Origin of the sequence: Pseudomonas wenzhouensis (genome assembly GCF_021029445.1) — a bacterium.
GTDB classification, from domain to species: domain Bacteria; phylum Pseudomonadota; class Gammaproteobacteria; order Pseudomonadales; family Pseudomonadaceae; genus Aquipseudomonas; species Aquipseudomonas wenzhouensis.
The window spans coordinates 1,928,048-1,945,360 of record NZ_CP072610.1; the positions used below are offsets into that span (position 1 = coordinate 1,928,048).

General features: G+C 63.9%; 19 protein-coding genes. 11 read left to right on the forward strand and 8 right to left on the reverse strand.

All coding sequences use genetic code 11. From position 1 onward, the window contains the following. Window positions 1-75: 75 nt before the first annotated feature. Complete coding sequence (locus J7655_RS08895; protein ID WP_108232976.1) at window positions 76-417, reverse strand: EscU/YscU/HrcU family type III secretion system export apparatus switch protein; 342 nt, start codon at window positions 415-417, stop codon at window positions 76-78. After that, window positions 414-1,949, reverse strand: a complete 1,536-nt coding sequence (fliK, locus tag J7655_RS08900) for a flagellar hook-length control protein FliK (RefSeq protein WP_230927442.1) — start codon at window positions 1,947-1,949, stop codon at window positions 414-416. Before fliK ends, J7655_RS08895 begins: the two co-directional genes overlap by 4 nt. A gap of 204 nt (window positions 1,950-2,153) precedes the next feature. Here fliK and ccmA point away from each other — a divergent pair, with 204 nt between their 5' ends. From ccmA to J7655_RS08950, 10 genes are all read left to right on the forward strand, one after another. Then, the gene (ccmA, locus tag J7655_RS08905) at window positions 2,154-2,798 is read left to right on the forward strand and encodes a cytochrome c biogenesis heme-transporting ATPase CcmA (protein WP_230927443.1); all 645 of its coding nucleotides are present in this window, start codon (window positions 2,154-2,156) and stop codon (window positions 2,796-2,798) included. Continuing rightward, window positions 2,795-3,466 (forward strand): heme exporter protein CcmB, encoded by a 672-nt coding sequence (ccmB, locus tag J7655_RS08910; RefSeq protein ID WP_003460796.1) that lies wholly within the window; start codon window positions 2,795-2,797, stop codon window positions 3,464-3,466. Before ccmA ends, ccmB begins: the two co-directional genes overlap by 4 nt. Before the next feature lie 93 nt (window positions 3,467-3,559). Next, a complete protein-coding gene (locus tag J7655_RS08915; RefSeq protein ID WP_230927444.1) occupies window positions 3,560-4,315 on the forward strand; it encodes a heme ABC transporter permease in 756 nt (251 codons plus the stop codon). Then, a complete protein-coding gene (ccmD, locus tag J7655_RS08920; RefSeq protein ID WP_108232973.1) occupies window positions 4,312-4,488 on the forward strand; it encodes a heme exporter protein CcmD in 177 nt (58 codons plus the stop codon). The genes J7655_RS08915 and ccmD overlap by 4 nt, the downstream gene beginning before the upstream one ends. Further along, entirely contained in the window at window positions 4,485-4,973 is a 489-nt protein-coding gene (ccmE, locus tag J7655_RS08925; protein ID WP_003460799.1) for a cytochrome c maturation protein CcmE, read from the forward strand. The genes ccmD and ccmE overlap by 4 nt, the downstream gene beginning before the upstream one ends. Next, window positions 4,970-6,943 carry a heme lyase CcmF/NrfE family subunit gene (locus J7655_RS08930; RefSeq protein WP_230927445.1) on the forward strand — a complete coding sequence of 658 codons (1,974 nt, stop codon included), beginning with the start codon at window positions 4,970-4,972 and terminating at the stop codon, window positions 6,941-6,943. The genes ccmE and J7655_RS08930 overlap by 4 nt, the downstream gene beginning before the upstream one ends. Next, window positions 6,940-7,479 carry a DsbE family thiol:disulfide interchange protein gene (locus J7655_RS08935; RefSeq protein ID WP_230927446.1) on the forward strand — a complete coding sequence of 180 codons (540 nt, stop codon included), beginning with the start codon at window positions 6,940-6,942 and terminating at the stop codon, window positions 7,477-7,479. The genes J7655_RS08930 and J7655_RS08935 overlap by 4 nt, the downstream gene beginning before the upstream one ends. Continuing rightward, on the forward strand, window positions 7,476-7,964 hold the full coding sequence (locus J7655_RS08940; protein ID WP_230927447.1) for a cytochrome c-type biogenesis protein: 489 nt from the start codon (window positions 7,476-7,478) through the stop codon (window positions 7,962-7,964). The genes J7655_RS08935 and J7655_RS08940 overlap by 4 nt, the downstream gene beginning before the upstream one ends. Beyond that, window positions 7,961-9,172, forward strand: a complete 1,212-nt coding sequence (gene ccmI, locus J7655_RS08945) for a c-type cytochrome biogenesis protein CcmI (RefSeq protein ID WP_230927448.1) — start codon at window positions 7,961-7,963, stop codon at window positions 9,170-9,172. The genes J7655_RS08940 and ccmI overlap by 4 nt, the downstream gene beginning before the upstream one ends. After that, a complete protein-coding gene (locus J7655_RS08950; RefSeq protein ID WP_230927449.1) occupies window positions 9,169-9,495 on the forward strand; it encodes a hypothetical protein in 327 nt (108 codons plus the stop codon). The genes ccmI and J7655_RS08950 overlap by 4 nt, the downstream gene beginning before the upstream one ends. Before the next feature lie 359 nt (window positions 9,496-9,854). Here the strand turns inward: J7655_RS08950 and J7655_RS08955 are convergent, their stop codons facing one another. From J7655_RS08955 to J7655_RS08970, 4 genes are all read right to left on the reverse strand, one after another. After that, entirely contained in the window at window positions 9,855-11,312 is a 1,458-nt protein-coding gene (locus J7655_RS08955; RefSeq protein ID WP_230927450.1) for an SLC13 family permease, read from the reverse strand. Window positions 11,313-11,605: 293 nt separating this feature from the next. Continuing rightward, complete coding sequence (locus tag J7655_RS08960) at window positions 11,606-12,382, reverse strand: urea transporter (RefSeq protein ID WP_230927451.1); 777 nt, start codon at window positions 12,380-12,382, stop codon at window positions 11,606-11,608. Window positions 12,383-12,433: 51 nt separating this feature from the next. Then, window positions 12,434-13,849 carry a pyruvate kinase gene (pyk, locus tag J7655_RS08965; RefSeq protein WP_230927452.1) on the reverse strand — a complete coding sequence of 472 codons (1,416 nt, stop codon included), beginning with the start codon at window positions 13,847-13,849 and terminating at the stop codon, window positions 12,434-12,436. Continuing rightward, the gene (locus J7655_RS08970) at window positions 13,846-15,120 is read right to left on the reverse strand and encodes a glycerate kinase type-2 family protein (protein WP_230927453.1); all 1,275 of its coding nucleotides are present in this window, start codon (window positions 15,118-15,120) and stop codon (window positions 13,846-13,848) included. Before J7655_RS08970 ends, pyk begins: the two co-directional genes overlap by 4 nt. Window positions 15,121-15,132: 12 nt before the next feature. Here J7655_RS08970 and J7655_RS08975 point away from each other — a divergent pair, with 12 nt between their 5' ends. Continuing rightward, window positions 15,133-15,291 carry a hypothetical protein gene (locus J7655_RS08975; protein WP_230927454.1) on the forward strand — a complete coding sequence of 53 codons (159 nt, stop codon included), beginning with the start codon at window positions 15,133-15,135 and terminating at the stop codon, window positions 15,289-15,291. A 176-nt stretch (window positions 15,292-15,467) separates the two neighbouring features. Here J7655_RS08975 and J7655_RS08980 read toward each other — a convergent pair whose 3' ends face one another. Further along, window positions 15,468-16,397, reverse strand: a complete 930-nt coding sequence (locus tag J7655_RS08980; RefSeq protein ID WP_420850940.1) for a 2-hydroxy-3-oxopropionate reductase — start codon at window positions 16,395-16,397, stop codon at window positions 15,468-15,470. A gap of 96 nt (window positions 16,398-16,493) precedes the next feature. Continuing rightward, window positions 16,494-17,276 (reverse strand): hydroxypyruvate isomerase, encoded by a 783-nt coding sequence (hyi, locus tag J7655_RS08985; RefSeq protein WP_230927456.1) that lies wholly within the window; start codon window positions 17,274-17,276, stop codon window positions 16,494-16,496. Window positions 17,277-17,313 lie beyond the last annotated feature (37 nt).

The window sequence follows — 17,313 nt, forward strand, 5'->3', positions numbered from 1 at the left end:
TCAGGCTTTTCTCCGCGCCGGCACCCATCCAGACTGGCTTTCGCCTGCGCGCGGCTGAAGTAATCGCATCGTCACTCAGTTCGCCGGCCCCTCGAGCTGGCGCAGTGCAGGGCTGACGTCACGCTCCGTGTCCGTCTCGAAGCCTGGTGGTGCCTTGCCCTGCAGGTACCAGGCGAAGGCGATGATTTCAGCGATGCAGCGATACAGCGTCTCGGGAATCGCGTCGCCCAGCTCCAGACGTGCCAGCAGACGCACCAGCTCGGCATTCTCGTAGATTGGCACCTCGTACTCGCGGGCGATGGCGAGAATGGCCTCGGCCAGTTCGTCGTCGCCCTTGGCGCTGAGTACCGGCGCACTTTGTCCATCGTAATTCAGGGCAATGGCCTGGCGCGGCTCGGGCTGTGGCTTGCGGCTCATGCGGTTTCATCCACCCAGCGTTGTTCCAGCGAGGTCTTCGGGCCCTGCGGCGGCATACCCTGACGGCAGGCCAGCTCACCGACTTCCAGGCCGGCAGCCAGCAGGCGTTCACGCAGGTGACCGAGCTCGGCATTGATCAGGCTGGTGGTTTCTGCACGTTCGGCCCAGAGTTGGCTGGACAGGCTGCCGCGTAGCAGTTGAGCGCGCACTTGCAATGGGCCCAGGTGGGGGAGATCGAAAGCCAGGTCGATGCGCCAGAGCGGCTCTTTGGGTTCGGCCTTTTCGGCGTTGCCCTCGCGCTCTTCGCGCTGCAGTTTGATCTGCAATGGAATGATGTCCTGCTGATGGCGCATGGGCAGCTCCAGTTGCCAGGTGGTCAGCAGATTGCCGTTGGCATCGACCTGGGTTTGCGCCAGGCTCGACAGTTGGTGGGTCTGCAGGCGTGAAATGGCCGCAGCGGCAAGTTTCAGCAACATCTCCAGATCGGCTTCACCATCCTCCATGTTCTGCAGCATGCGCGAGGGCAGGGGGAAGCTCAGCGCCTGTTGCCGCGCTGAGCCGTTGCTGCTGATGCCGAGCATCTGTCGCGCCATCGCGGGCAGGTTCTGGTTGATGGCGTTTTGCAAGCCGGCGAGTGTGCCGGCTGCGCCAGGTAGTTGCGGCAGTAGCTGCGCGATCAGGCGCAACAGGTTGGCTTTCAGGTCTTGTGGCAGAGCGCCAGTCTGGCCGTGCAGCAATTTGGCTTCGAGCAACATGCCGCTGCTTTCCAGAGCCTTGGCCAGGCCCTTGGCCGTGCTCAGCTGGCTGCTGTCGGGGAGCGCGGTGAGCAGTTTGTCGATGCTGTTGCGCAGGCCTTCGTCGCCCGCGTTGAGGTTTTGCAGGCCTTTGAACAGCCCCTCCAGCGAGGCCTGGCGATTCTGCTGGGTGGCCAGTTGCTGGCCCAGCACCAATTGGTCTAGGCGGCCACTGAGCGGCAGAAAATTCAGGCTCTGACTGCCTTGCACCTGCGCGCTGAGCAGGCTGCCGAGTGGCAACGCCATGGGGCTGTCGAGCGCCAGTTTGCTGCCGGCCAGTGGTGTATTGAGCAGGTTCACAACCAAGCGATAGAGCGTCTGCGCGCCTTGCGGCGGCAAGGCGTCGCGGCTGATGACCTTGCCCTGGATAAGGGTGCCGGGCGGTAACTGCTGCAGATCGAGGCTGGTCAGCGGCTTGTCGCCGCCAGCCTGCAGGGCCAGGGCCAGGCGTGTATCGGACAGCGCAGTGACCACCAGCGCGCTGCCCTGAGCCAGCGGCCTGGCGCTTTCGGCCTGCAGCGTGGTTTGCTTGCCGCCTGCCAGCGTCAGTTTCAGCAGCAACTGGAAGCTTTGCGCCTGCTCGCGAATCGCCACGACTTCGGCCTTGGCGCTCTCACCAGCGGCCAGCATGCCCTCCAGCGGTTGCAGCAGTCGCACGGCCAGATCCGCTGCGTTCGCGGGGTTGCGAAGCACCTGTGCAGAGGGGGGAAGCGGGCGTGGGCTGCTGATTTCGCTCATGGGCTCTCGGGTATCTTGTGGCGTACCGCTATGCCAGCAGGCTCTATGGTCGATTTACCTGACACAGATTAACACCCTGTCGAAAATGCTGACTGCGGGGACAGTGATGCGCCATGTATAATGACGGCCCGTTGCGTAGCGCACTTCCGGCCCGCTTCAGTATAGCGGCCGGAGCACCGTCGACTTTAACCCTGCCAGGTATCGATGACCCGTCCCGTACCCCTTCTCGAAGCCGTGGCGCTCAGCTGTGAGCGGGACTGGCGCATGCTCTTCGAGCAGCTGCATTTCGCCCTGCAACCCGGTGACATGCTGCAGATCAGTGGCCCCAACGGCAGCGGCAAGACCAGCCTGTTACGCCTGATTGCCGGACTGCGCCAGCCGACTTCCGGCGATATTCTGTTGCAGGGGCAGGCGCTGAACGAGCAACGCAGCGAGCTGGCACGCAACCTGTTGTGGATCGGCCATGCCGCCGGCATCAAGGGCCTGCTGAGCGCCGAAGAGAACCTGGCCTGGCTCTGCGCCTTGCACCGTCCGGCGAGCCGCGAGGCGATCTGGCAGGCGCTGGAGGCGGTCGGCCTGCGCGGTTTCGAAGACGTTCCCTGTCACACCCTGTCCGCCGGCCAACAGCGTCGGGTAGCCCTGGCGCGCCTGTATCTGGAAGACACGCCGCCCTTGTGGGTGCTCGATGAGCCGTTCACCGCGCTGGACAAGAGCGGCGTGGCACAACTCGAAGCGCACCTGGCCGCTCATTGCGAGCGCGGCGGCGTCGTGGTGCTGACCACGCACCACAGCCTGCAGCACAAGCCGGCTACCTACCGCGATCTGGATCTGGGGCAACACGCCGCATGAGTAACGTCTTCACTCAGCTGCTGTCGCGCGAAATGCGCCTGCTTGCCCGCCGTCCCTCCGATCTGGCCAACCCGCTGGTGTTCTTCGCCATCGTCATTGCGCTGTTCCCGCTGGCGGTAGGGCCGGAGACGCAATTGTTGCAAACCCTTTCCCCCGGCCTGGTCTGGGTGGCAGCGCTATTGGCCGTGCTGCTCTCGCTGGACGGGCTTTTCCGCAGTGATTTCGAGGATGGCTCGCTCGAACAGTGGGTCCTTTCGTCGCACCCCCTGCCTCTTCTGGTGTTGGCCAAGGTGCTGGCACACTGGCTTTTCAGTGGTCTGGCGCTGGTTTTGCTGGCGCCCGTGCTGGCGCTGATGCTCGGTCTGCCCGGGCGTTGCCTGCCGGTACTGCTGATTTCTCTGCTGCTCGGCACGCCGGTGCTGAGCCTGCTCGGTGCGGTAGGCGCGGCGCTTACCGTGGGTCTGAAGCGCGGTGGTCTGCTGCTGGCGCTGTTGATCCTGCCGCTGTACATCCCGGTGCTGATTCTTGGTAGCGGGGCGTTGCAGGCGGCTTTGCAAGGACTGCCGGCGAGCGGCCACCTGTTGTGGCTGGCCAGCCTCACTGCCCTGGCGGTGACCCTGACACCTTTTGCGATTGCCGCCGGTCTGACCATCAGTGTTGGCGAATAAAAACGAACCGTGATGTAGCCCGGAGGCAATCCGGGAGCTGTCGATAGCCTCCCGGATTGCCGCCGGGCTACCTGTAGATGATGAGCGATCTGAATGAACTGGACGTGGTTTCACAAGTGGGGTTCGCCCAAGTGGTTCTATGAGATGAGCGGCCGCTGGCTGCCCTGGCTCAGTGTCGCTGCCGTGTTGCTGATCGTTGCCGGTCTGGTCTGGGGCCTGGCTTTCGCACCACCGGACTACCAGCAGGGCAATAGCTTTCGCATCATCTACATTCATGTTCCGGCGGCTTTCCTGGCCCAGTCGATCTACGTCACGCTGGCGATCGCCGGCTTGGTCGGGCTGGTGTGGAAGATGAAGCTGGCCGATGTCGCCCTGCAGCAGGCTGCGCCCATCGGCGCCTGGATGACCGCCATCGCATTGCTCACGGGGGCCATCTGGGGCAAACCGACCTGGGGTACCTACTGGGTGTGGGACGCGCGCCTGACCTCGATGCTGATTCTGCTGTTCCTGTATTTCGGCGTGATTGCCCTGGGTAATGCCATCAGCAATCGCGACAGTGCCGCCAAGGCCTGCGCCGTGCTGGCCATTGTCGGCGTGGTCAATATCCCGATCATCAAGTACTCGGTGGAATGGTGGAACTCACTGCACCAGACCGCCACCTTCAAGATCACCGAAAAACCGGCCATGCCGATCGAGATGTGGCTGCCGCTGCTGCTGGCCGTGCTGGGTTTCTACTGCTTCTTCGGTGCCGTGTTGCTCTATCGCATGCGTCTTGAAGTGCTCAAGCGTGAAGCGCGCAGCAGTTGGGTGAAAGCCGAAGTGCAGACATTGGTGGAGGGCAAGGCATGAGTTTCGCGTCGTTCTCCGAGTTTCTCGCCATGGGCACTCATGGTGTATTCGTCTGGAGTGCCTACGGCATCAGCCTGGCAATCCTGGCGTTGAATGTGGTGCTGCCAATCCTGGCGCGCCGCCGTTACCTGCAAGACGAGGCGCGTCGTTTGCGCCGGGAGAAGTCGAAGTGAATCCGGTTCGCAAGAAACGCCTGTACATCGTCCTGGCCATCCTCTGTGGTGTCAGCATCGCCGTCGCCCTGGCGCTGACCGCGCTGCAGGAGAACATCAACCTGTTCTACACCCCCAGTCAGATCGCCAATGGTGAGGCGCCCGAGGGCACGCGCATTCGTGCCGGTGGTCTGGTCGAAGAAGGCTCGGTGAAGCGCTCCCCCGATACCCTGGAAGTCGACTTCGTCGTCACCGATGGCGCCCATGGCGTGACCATTCGCTACAGCGGCATCCTGCCGGATCTGTTCCGTGAGGGGCAGGGCATCGTCGCTCTGGGGCGTGTCAATGCAGAGGGCGTGCTGGTGGCTGACGAGGTACTGGCCAAGCACGACGAGAACTACATGCCGCCTGAAGTCATGCAGGCCCTGGAAAAGAGCGGAATGATGCAGAAGCACAATGAGGCCAAGGCCGCCAAACAAGGCTATCAGCAGGAGAGCGCACAATGATTCCCGAGCTTGGCCATCTGGCGATGATCCTGGCACTGTGCCTGTGCCTGGTGCAGGCGACCCTGCCGCTGATCGGAGCCTGGCGCGGTGACCACCAGTGGATGAGCCTGGCGCAGCCCGCTGCCTGGGGCCAGTTCGCCTTCCTGCTGTTCTCCTTCATCTGCCTGACCTACGCCTTCATGGTCGACGATTTCTCCGTCGCCTACGTGGCCAACAACTCCAACACGGCACTGCCCTGGTACTACAAGTTCAGCGCGGTATGGGGCGCGCACGAAGGCTCCTTGCTGCTGTGGGCGCTGATTCTGGCCGGCTGGACCTTCGCTGTGGCGATCTTCTCGCGCCACCTGCCGGAGGAGATGCTGGCCCGCGTACTGGCAGTGATGGGCATGATCAGCATTGGTTTTTTGCTGTTTCTGATCATCACCTCCAACCCCTTCGAGCGCCTGCTGCCGAATGCGCCGGCTGATGGCCGCGATCTCAACCCGTTGCTGCAGGATTTCGGTCTGATCGTCCATCCGCCGATGCTGTATATGGGCTATGTGGGTTTCTCAGTGGCATTTGCCTTCGCCATCGCCGCATTGCTCGGCGGCAAGCTCGATGCTGCCTGGGCGCGCTGGTCGCGGCCCTGGACTACCGTTGCCTGGGCTTTCCTCGGTATCGGTATCGCCCTGGGTTCCTGGTGGGCTTACTACGAGCTGGGCTGGGGCGGCTGGTGGTTCTGGGATCCAGTAGAAAATGCCTCCTTTATGCCATGGCTAGTGGGCACTGCGCTGATTCACTCGCTGGCTGTCACCGAGAAGCGTGGCGTGTTCAAGAGCTGGACAGTGCTGCTGGCCATCGCCGCGTTTTCCCTCAGCCTGCTCGGCACCTTCCTGGTTCGCTCGGGCGTGCTCACCTCGGTGCATGCCTTCGCCACCGACCCGGAACGCGGCGTGTTCATTCTCGCCTTCCTGCTGGTGGTGGTCGGTGGTTCACTGGCGCTGTTCGCCCTGCGCGCGCCAGTGGTCAAGAGCCGTGTCGGCTTCAGCCTGTGGTCGCGTGAAACCCTGCTGCTGGTCAACAACATCGTGCTGGTGGTGTCGGCGGCGATGATTCTGCTGGGTACGCTGTATCCGCTGGTGCTCGATGCCCTGACGGGCGCCAAGCTGTCGGTCGGCCCGCCTTATTTCAATGCGCTGTTCCTGCCGCTGATGGCGCTGTTGATGGCGGTGATCAGCGTTGGCGTACTGGTGCGCTGGAAGGATACGCCGGTGAAATGGCTGGCCGGCATGCTGGCGCCGGTGCTGGTGGCCAGCGTGGTGCTGGCGGTGATCGCGACCTTCCTGCATGGCGATTTCCACTGGGCTGTGCTTGCGGTGTGCCTGCTGGCCTTCTGGGTAATCCTGGCAGGCGCGCGCGACATTCTCGACAAGACCCGGCACAAGGGCCTTCTCAAGGGGCTGCCGGGCTTGGGCCGCAGTTACTGGGGCATGCAGATCGCCCACCTGGGTTTTGCCGTCTGCGCCGTCGGTGTGGTGCTGACCAGCCTGGGCAGCTACGAGCGCGACCTGCGCATGGCGCCGGGCGATTCGGTGGAGCTGGGTGGCTATCGTTTTCAGTTCGACGGTGCGGTGCACCACGAAGGCCCCAACTTCACGTCGGACAAGGGCACGGTGCGCGTGTTCGCCGGTGAGCGGCAACTGCGCGTGCTGCATCCGGAGAAACGCCTGTATACCGTGCAACAGACCACCATGACCGAGGCCGGTATCGATGCCGGCTTCACCCGCGATCTGTTCGTCGCCCTGGGCGAACCGCTGGAGCAGGGTGCCTGGGCCGTGCGCATCCACATCAAGCCCTTCGTCCGCTGGATCTGGCTGGGTGGTTTGCTGATGGCGCTGGGCGGCTTCCTGGCTGCCGCTGACAAGCGCTACCGGATCAAGGTGCGTACCCGCGTGCTGGAAGCCCTGGGTATGCAGGAGGCCAGCGCATGAGACGTTTGCTGCTGCTGTTGCCGCTGCTGGCCTTTCTGGCGATTGCCGTATTTCTCTATCGCGGCCTGTTCCTTGATCCGTCCGAACTGCCTTCGGCGCTGATCGGCAAGCCATTCCCAGCCTTCAGCCTGCCGTCGCTGGACGATCCCGAGCGTACGCTCAGTGAGGCCGACATCAAGGGTAAGCCGGCGCTGGTCAATGTCTGGGCGACCTGGTGCCCGGCTTGCCGACACGAGCATCCGGTGCTGAACAAGCTGGCCGAGGCCGGCGTGGTGATCCATGGGGTCAACTACAAGGATCAGCGCAAGCCGGCGCAGCAATGGCTGCGCGATCTGCACAATCCCTATCAGCTCAATATCGAGGATGCCAAGGGCAGCCTGGGGTTGGATCTGGGGGTGTACGGTGCGCCGGAAACCTTCTTCGTCGATGCCAAGGGCATCATTCGCCACAAGTTCGTCGGCACCATCGACGAGCGTGTTTGGCGTGAGAAGCTGGCGCCGATCTACCAGCAATTGGTTGACGAGGCCCAGCCATGAAGCGTCTGTTGATTTCTGCCGGTTTGGCGCTGGGGCTGTTGGCCAGCGCGCAGGCCGCCATCGATACCTTTGAGTTCGCCAACGACGCCGAGCGTCAGCGCTACCGCAGCCTGATCGAAGAGCTGCGTTGCCCGAAGTGCCAGAACCAGAACATCGCCGACTCCGATGCGCCGATCGCCACGGACCTGCGCAACGAGATCTTCCGCATGCTCGAAGAGGGCAAGAGCAACGAGGAGATCATCGATTTTCTGGTTTCCCGCTATGGCGATTTCGTCCTCTACAAACCGCCGCTGACCAGCCGCACGCTGCTGCTATGGTACGGCCCGGCCGGCATGTTGGTAATCGGCTTCGGTGTGCTGGGGGGGATTCTCCTGCGCCGTCGCAGCCAGAACAAAGACCGTTCAGCCGCTGGTCTCTCCGTCGATGAGCAGGCGCGCCTTGCCGCATTGCTCGAGCAAAACTCTCAGGACAACAAAGACCGATGATCGATTTCTGGTTACCCGCCGGGCTGCTGTTGCTGACTGCCCTGGCGTTTCTACTGATTCCCGTGCTGCGCATTCGCAAGCTGCAGGCTGAGGAAGACCGTACCGCTCTGAATGTCACGCTCTATCAGGAGCGTCTGCAGGAGCTCGAAGCCCAGCGCCAGGCCGGCGTGCTCGACGATGCACAGATGGAGGCCGGCCGCGCCGAGGCTGCGCGCGAACTGCTCGATGACACCGAAGGTGTGCAGCGTCGCAGCAGCGTACTGGGCGGCAAGATTCCGCTGATTTCGGCGTTGCTGGTGCCGGTACTTGGCGTGGCTCTGTACCTGCACTGGGGCGCTGCCGATGAAGTCGTGCAGGCGCGCCAACTGGCCGCTGCGCAGCCGCAGAGCATCGAGGAGATGACTGCGCGCTTGGAGCAGACCGTGCAGCAGCAGCCGGACTCCGCCGAGGCCTGGTATTTCCTCGGTCGTACCTACATGGCGCAGGAGCGTGCCGCAGATGCTGCCAAGGCCTTCGGGCGTGCCGTGGACGTCGCCGGACGTGCGCCGGAGCTGCTCGGTCAATGGGCGCAGGCGCTGTATTTCGCCGAAGGCAAACAGTGGAACGAGCGACTGCAGGCGCTTACCGACGAAGCGCTGCAGGCTGATCCGGAAGAGGTCACCAGTCTCGGTCTGCTGGGTATCGCTGCCTACGAAAGCCAGCGCTATGCCGATGCCGTGCGCTACTGGGAGCGTCTGGTCGCCGTGTTGCCGGAGCAGGATCCGTCCCGCGCGGCCATCGCCGGTGGTATCGAACGTGCCCGCCAGCAGATGGCTGAGGGCGAGCAGCCCAGCACTGCAGCCGAGCCGGACGCCAAGGTTCAGGCGCTGCAGGTCAGCGTATCGCTGGCGCCCGACGTGCAGCAGAACGTGCAGCCGGACGATGCCGTGTTCATCTTTGCCCGTGCCCTCAGTGGCCCGCCGATGCCGTTGGCGGTCAAGCGCCTGAAGGTTTCCGACCTGCCGGCGCAAGTCAGCCTGTCGGATGTGGACGCGATGATGCCACAGCTGAAAATCTCCCAATTCGACCAGGTGCAACTGGTGGCACGTATATCGCGCGCCGGCAATGCCACTCAGGGTGAATGGATCGGCCAGAGCGGTCCGGTGGCCAACACGGCCACTGATGTACAGACGCTACTGATCGACAGCCGCGACGGGCAGGCCCAGTGAGACGCCTGGTACTGACTTGCCTGCTTGGCCTTGGTCTGAGTGGCTGCGTCTTGCAGCCGCCGGGTGCGCCGGTCGGTGATCTGCCACCGGTGCAACAGCCCTCACACCCGCGTTACGCGCCGCCGCCCGGGGTGAACAGCCACTGGAACCCGGCGCTTGGGGTTTATGTGATCGAAGGCGCGCGAGACCTCTACTACCGCGAGCGCATCTTCTACCGCTGGGATGGTGGCTGGAGCTGGTCGCCACAGGCCGGCGGGCCGTGGCGGGATACCAACAGCTCCGGCATTCCTCCGGGGCTGTTCCGCCAGTATCAGAATCGCTGATCGCGTGGTAGGGCGGGAGCCACCCGCCGCATTTCAGATAAGACTTCTCAGGTCGTCTTTCGCAGGCGCTTCGGCGCGAAGATTGTGGCTTTGCGCCGTGCTTGATTCGCCGCGCGGCGAGGCTCCTGTGCCGCATCCATGTTGAAATCCCGCCCCGTGGCGAAGCTTTGCCGTTGCGGCATTCTCTCGATTCGCGGCGGGGCGCCGCTCCTACGGGTAGGGGGTATTCCGGGTTTCTGTGTAGGAGCCCCGCCCCGGGGCGAAGCTTTGCCGTTGCGGCGCTCTCTATTCGCGGTGCAGCGCCGCCCTTGTACGGGCGGCGCATTGACGCTTGACTGACGGATAGCTTCGCTCCGGGCTCAATGCGCCCAGATCAAACCCACCAGCAGGTAGCAGGCCAGCGTGACGACCACCACGCCGAACAGGTTGAGGGCGAAGCCGGCCTTGATCATCGACTGTATCTTCATATGCCCGGTACCGAACACGATGGCGTTCGGTGGTGTCGCCACCGGCATCATGAAGGCGCAGCTGGCGGCGATGGCGGCCGGAATCGCCAGCAGCTCGGCCGGCATCCCCTGAGCCACGGCCAGCGCACCCAGCAGCGGCAGGAAGGCGGCGGCAGTCGCCGTGTTGGAGGTGATTTCAGTGAGGAAGATGATCACCAGCACCACCACGCCGATTATCGCGATCACGGGCAGGGCACCCAATGCGCCGAGACTCTGTGCAATCCACTCGGCCAGGCCGGAGCTGCGGATCACGCCGGCCAGTGACAAGCCACCACCGAACAGCAGCAATACACCCCATGGCAGTTTGCCGGCGCTTTCCCAGTTCATCAGGAATACACGTTTCTTGGTGTCTACCGGGATGATGAACAGCGCCAGTGCAGCGGCGATGGCGATGCTGGTGTCGTTCACACCCGATACCCAGTCGGCGATCAGCGGCTGGAATATCCAGGCCAGTGCCGTGACCACGAACACCAGTGCCACCAGCTTCTCACCCCGGCTCAGCGGGCCCAGCTCGGCCAGCTCGCTGCGGATCAGTTGAGTGCTGTCATGCCCGCTGAGGTTGAAGCCGCCACGGGTCAGCCACCACCAGGTAAAGATCAGCATCATCGCGGATACCGGTACGCCCAGCAGCATCCACTGACCAAAACCGATCTGTACGTCGTAGTTGTCGGCCAGGAAGGCGGCCAGCAGCGCATTGGGCGGTGTGCCGATCAAAGTGGCGATCCCCCCCAGGCTTGCTGCATAGGCAATCGCCAACAGCAGGGCGGTGGCGAAGCGCTCACGGTCGGTCTCGCTGGTTTTATTTTCACCGGTGAGCATGGCGATCACCGACAGGCCGATGGGCAGCATCATGATGGTGGTGGCGGTATTGCTCACCCACATGCTGAGAAAGGCAGTGGCCATCATGAAACCGGCGATCTGCCTGCTCGGCTTGCTGCCCATGGCCAGCAGCGTCATCAAGGCGATGCGCTTGTGCAGGTTCCAGCGCTCCATGGCCAGGCCCAGGATGAAGCCACCGAGGAACAGGTAGATGGTCGGATTGGCATAGGGCGCGGTCGCGGCGTTGAGGCTGTCGATGCCCAGCGCCGGGATCAACAGGATTGGCAACAGCGAGGTGGCCGGAATCGGGATGGCCTCGGTCGACCACCAGGTTGCCATCAGCAAGGCCAGGCCAATGGTGGCCCAAGCTGTCTCGGAAAGCCCCGCTGGTGGTTCGGTAACCAGGCACAGGAGCAGTAGCAATGGACCCAGGATCAGGCCAATCCAGGCGGCTTTGGCAGCAGCCGTGGATTCATGGGTGGTAACGGCCATGGCGCGCTTCCTTATTGTCAAAAGGGCGGGCTTTATAGCCCAGGGTGCGACTTTATGACCACGCAATGGCTATCCGGTTTTGCTTCAGCCTGTTTCAGAAGGGCGATGGCCCTGGCAATGCTCTGCTGAGCAGCGGCTGCACATATTGCGGGTGGTTGCCGGCAATACGGGCAGCACTGGCTGCATGGCGTTGCTCAGTAAGGCCGTCAGGTTCCGTAAGAAAAGTGCCTGCGTAGGGTGCTGCCTGGTCAATAACGGGCTGGAACGCGATGAAGGCACTTGCGTGTGCGACTCTAGGCCGTTGGTGGGGTGTCCCTGAGCACCCTATGCCAGCTTTGCAGGGCGACTCTTATCAGCCAGCAGGCGAGGATAAAGGGCAGGGTCAGTACGGACAGGCCAAGGCTGGCGAACCCGAATTGCAATAGCAGGGCGAGCAGCACGCCTGCCCCGAGAGCCAGCGGGCAGCGATGCACCTGGCTCAGGGCGATAGCCGCGAGGCTGGCGTTAAATCCGTAGAGGCCGCTCAGGGCGGCATCGGTGGGCCAGCCATTGGCCATCGCCAGCATGAGTCCGTCGCTGGAACCCAGCAACGCCCAGAGCGCTGCGCGGTCATCGGCCAGGCGCAATCCGAGCAGCAGGCACAGGCCGGCCCATGGTGAGTCGAGAAAAATCACCTGCCCCAGGCCGCATAGCACGGCGAGCGATAACTGCAGGGCGTTCAGCTCAGGCGTAGCGGCTATGTCTGCCGGGGGAGCGAGTGGCGGCTGGAGCTGACCGAACAGAGCCAGCAACAGCCAACTCAGCAGCACGAAGGGAAAGGTGAAGGCGGGTAGCCAGCCATGCTGGCGCATGCGCCGCATCCAGGGCGCCAGCAGCAGGCTGGAGAGGGCGGCGCTGGCGATGATCAGCACGGGCAGCAGCGGCGTCCACGGCAGTTTAAGGCTGAGCAGCAGGCCGAGCAGGATGCCGTTGTAGCCGTACAGGCCGATGGCGATGTCCGCAGGCGGGTAGCCGCGGCGTTGCGCAATCAGCATCAGCAGGTGCGCAAGGCCCAGGCGGCTCCGCGACATCCAGCGTTGGCTATATGCGTAGCCCGGATTTCATCCGGGCTACGGGGCGAGTCAATGCAGCGTTTCGATCCTCAGGCTATTGGTGCTGCCGGGTTGGCCGAAGGGTTCGCCGGCGGTGATCACCACGGTTTCGCCGCGTTTGGCCATGCCCTGGGCCTGGGCGATTTCCAGCGCGGTGCTGGTGACTTCCTCGACCTTGCGCAGGCGCTCGTTGACCACCGAATAGATGCCCCAGGCCACGGTCAGACGGCGCGCCGTGCTCAGGCTTGGCGTCAGGCTGAGGATCGGCGCCTTCGGCCGTTCGCGTGAGGCACGCAGGCTGCTGGCGCCGGACTCGCTGTAGTTGACCAGCGCCGCCACCGGCAGGATCGAGCTGATGCGGCGGATGGCGCAGCTGATGGCGTCGCTGGCAGTAGCTTCTGCCTGCGGGCGACCGACGTCGAGCTGGCTCTGGTAGTCCGGGCCGTTTTCCACCTGGCGGATGATCTTGCTCATCATCTGCACAGTTTCCAGCGGGTAATCACCGGAGGCGGTCTCGGCCGACAGCATCACCGCATCGGCGCCTTCGGCCACGGCGTTGGCCACGTCGGTGACTTCGGCGCGGGTCGGTGCCGGGGAGAAGCGCATGGATTCGAGCATCTGCGTGGCGACGACCACCGGACGGCCGAGTTGGCGGCAGGTGCGCACGATGTCCTTCTGGATACGCGGCACATTTTCAGCCGGCACCTCCACGCCCAGGTCGCCGCGCGCCACCATGATGGCGTCGCACAGCTTGGCGATTTCTTCCAGGTGGGTGACCGCCGAGGGTTTCTCGATCTTGGCCATGAGGAAGGCCTTGCCGCCAATCAGCTCGCGGGCTTCGACGATGTCCTCGGGGCGCTGCACGAAGGACAGCGCTACCCAGTCCACGCCCAGTTCCAGGCCGAAGGTCAGGTCGCGGCGGTCCTTGTCGGTCAGCGGCGACAGCTGCAGCACTGCCTCGGGTACGTTGACCCCTTTGCGGTCGGACAGCTCGCCGCCAGCGATCACTTCGGTGATCACCGCATCATTCTGCTTGGCAGTCACTTTCAGGCGCAGGCGGCCATCGTCCAGCAGCAGGCTCATGCCTGGTTGCAGGGCTTCGATGATTTCCGGGTGGGGCAGGTTGACCCGGCTGGCGTCGCCGGGCGTGGCGTCCAGATCCAGGCGCAGGCTATGGCCATTGACCAGTTGCACCTTGCCTTCGGAGAAGCGGCCCACGCGCAGCTTCGGCCCCTGCAGATCCATGAGGATACCGATCGGCTGGTTCAGTTCGCGCTCCACCTGGCGCACCCACTGGTAGCGTTGGGCGTGGTCGGCATGTTCACCATGGCTGAAGTTGAGGCGGAACAGGTTGACCCCGGCTTCCACCAGTTGGCGGATGTGTGCGGCGTCGCGGATCGCCGGCCCGAGGGTGGCGAGGATCTTCACTTTCTTGTCGGCGTTCATTGGACAGGTTTCTCGAGAATCAGAATGGCGCGGAAATCGTTGACGTTGGTACGGGTCGGCCCGGTGACGATCAGCTCGTCGAGGGCGGCGAAGTAGCCATAGCCATTGTTGTCGTCCAGTTCATCTCGGGCGCTCAGGCCCTTGATGCCGGCGCGGGCGTAGCTGTAGGGCGTCATGATGGCGCCGGCGTTGTCTTCGGAGCCGTCGATGCCGTCGGTGTCGCCGGCCAGCGCATAGACGCCGGGCAGGCCCTTGAGGCTTTCGGTGAGGCTGAGGAGGAATTCGGCATTACGCCCGCCACGGCCATTGCCGCGTACGGTGACGGTGGTTTCGCCGCCAGAGAGGATCACGCACGGCGGTTTGATTGGCTGGCCATACAACTGCACCTGGCGGGCAATACCGGCATGTACCTTGGCCACGTCGCGCGACTCGCCTTCCAGGTCGCCGAGGATCAGCACCGGGAAACCGGCGGCTTCGGCCTTGGCTGCGGCGGCGTCGAGCGATTGCTGAGGGGTGGCGATCAATTGGAAGTGGCTACGGGCGAGTACCGGGTCGCCGGGCTTGACCGTTTCCGAGCGTGGGTCTTGCAGCCAGTTGCGCACGTTGGCCGGTATGTCGATGGCGTAGCGAGCGAGAATCGCCAGGGCGTCGGCCGAGGTGGTCGGGTCGCCCACGGTGGGGCCGGAGGCGATCACCGTGGCTTCGTCACCGGGCACGTCGGAGATGGCGTAGGTGTACACAGTGGCCGGCCAGCAGGCCTTGGCCAGGCGGCCGCCCTTGATCGCCGAGAGGTGCTTGCGCACGCAGTTCATCTCGCCGATGGTGGCGCCGGATTTGAGCAGCGCCTTGTTGATTGCTTGCTTGTCCTGGAGGCTGATGCCTTCGGCCGGCAGCGCCAGCAGCGAGGAGCCGCCGCCGGAAAGCAGGAAGATCACCCGGTCGTTCTCACTGAGGTTCGACACCAGTTCCAGCACGCGGCGGGCGACGCGCTCGCCGGCATCGTCCGGCACCGGGTGGGCGGCTTCCACCACTTCAATTTTCCTGCACTCGGCGCCGTGCTCGTAGCGGGTTACTACCAGGCCGCTGACCTCGCCTTGCCACTGCCGCTCGATCACTTCGGCCATGGCCGCCGCAGCCTTGCCCGCGCCGATGACGATGACGCGACCGCTGCGGTCGGCGGGAAGACAGTCGGCCAGCACCTGGTGCGGATGCGCGGCAGCGATGGCGGTGGCGAACAGGTCGCGCAGCAGGCTTTGCGGGTCGAAGGTCATGGTGGTGGTCTCTTGTTCTGGCTGCTGATCGTTCCCACGCTCCGCGTGGTAACGCCTGGCGAGACGCTCTGGCGTCTCCTCAATTTTTTCTCGGGGGTCGATTCCAGTCCGCAGGTGGCGCGTGGCAGCACCTGGGGAATGGAATCGACCAACCTGGCAATCGGGCCGTGACACCTCCTGCCAGGAAGGTCGAAAGGGTGTGCTAGAAGCAAAGCCCCTCTCCCTAACCCTCTCCCATAAATGGGAGAGGGGACTGGTCCGGCGTGCGCCGAAAATCCGTGTAACGCCGAACTGCTTGTCTCCCCTCTCACGTTTACGGGAGAGGGGCCGGGGGAGAGGGCGCTCTGTTACTCGCCCCGGATATTGAAGTTGGCCATGTGCTCCAGCCCCTTGATCAGGGCGGAGTGATCCCAGCCACTGCCGCCGAGAGCCGCGCAGGTGCTGAACACCTGCTGGGCGTTGGCGGTGTTGGGCAGGTTCAGACCCAGTTCGCGTGCGCCGGACAGCGCCAAGTTGAGATCCTTCTGGTGCAGGCTGATGCGGAAGCCCGGATCGAAGGTGCCCTTGATCATGCGTTCGCCGTGCACTTCGAGGATCTTCGAGCCGGCGAAACCACCCATCAGGGCTTCACGCACCTTGGCCGGATCGGCGCCGTTGCGGGCGGCGAACAACAGGGCTTCGGCCACCGCCTGGATGTTCAGCGCGACGATGATCTGGTTGGCCACCTTGGCCGTCTGGCCGTCGCCGTTGCCGCCGACGCGGGTGATGTTCTTGCCCATGGCCTGGAACAGCGGCAGGGCGCGTTCGAAGGCGTTCGGGCAGCCACCGACCATGATCGACAGGGTCGCGGCCTTGGCGCCGACTTCACCGCCGGACACCGGCGCGTCCAGATAGGCAGCGCCAGTGGCCTTGACCTTCTCGGCGAAGGCCTTGGTCGCGGTGGGGGAGATCGAGCTCATGTCGATCACCACCTTGCCGGCGCCAACGCCCGCGGCAACGCCATCGGCGCGGAACAGTACGTCTTCGACCTGCGGGGTGTCCGGCACCATGACGATGATGAATTCAGCTTCCTGAGCGACTTCCTGCGGGGTGGCCAGGGCGATGGCGCCGGCTGCAATCAGGTCGGCCGGAGCCGGGTCGTGGTGCTCGGAGAGGAACAGGGTATGTCCGGCTTTCTGCAGGTTCTGCGCCATGGGTTTGCCCATGATGCCGGTGCCGATGAATCCGATTTTTGCCATGAGAATTTGCCTCTTTGTATTTGTCTGTCTCGATGCCAGGAGCGACGCGGGCCTGTGGGAGCGGGCTTGCCCGCGAATGCAGTGGTGGGTTCACTGTCGCTTTCGCGGATGAATCCGCTCCTACAGGTGCGGCCGTCAGACTGCGTTGTGGCTTTTCAGCCAGCCGAGGCCGGCAGCGGTGGTGGTGGCCGGCTTGTATTCACAGCCGATCCAGCCCTGGTAGCCGATGCGGTCCAGGTGCTCGAAGAGGAAGCGGTAGTTGATCTCGCCGGTGCCCGGTTCGTTGCGGCCCGGGTTGTCGGCCAGCTGCACGTGGTTGATCGCGGCCAGGTTGTTTTCGACCGTGCGCGCCAGGTCACCTTCCATGATCTGCATGTGGTAGATGTCGTACTGCAGGTACAGGTTGCTGCTGCCGACCTTGTCGCGAATGTCCAGGGCCTGCCGGGTGGTGCTGAGGTAGAAGCCGGGGATGTCGCGGGTGTTGATCGCTTCCATCACCAGGCGGATACCAGCAGCGGCCAGCTTGTCGGCGGCGTAGCGCAGGTTGTCGACGAAGGTCTTCTCCACGGTGGCGCAGTCGACGCCCTGCGGGCGGACGCCGGCCAGGCAGTTGATCTGCTGGTTGCCCAGTACCTTGGCATAGGCGATGGCCTTGTCGACGCCTGCGCGGAATTCCTCGATGCGCTCCGGGTGGCAGGCGATGCCGCGCTCGCCCTTGGCCCAGTCGCCGGCCGGCAGGTTGAACAGCACCTGTTCCAGCTTGTTGGCGTCCAGGCGGGCCTTGATCTCTTCCACCGGGAAGTCATAGGGGAAGAGGTATTCCACGCCGCTGAAACCGGCTTCGGCGGCGGCGGCGAAACGGTCCAGGAAGTCCACCTCGGTGAATAGCATGGACAGGTTGGCAGCAAAACGGGGCATGGTGTGCTCCTTGTCGTGGTGCAATTGCGGTCTGCGT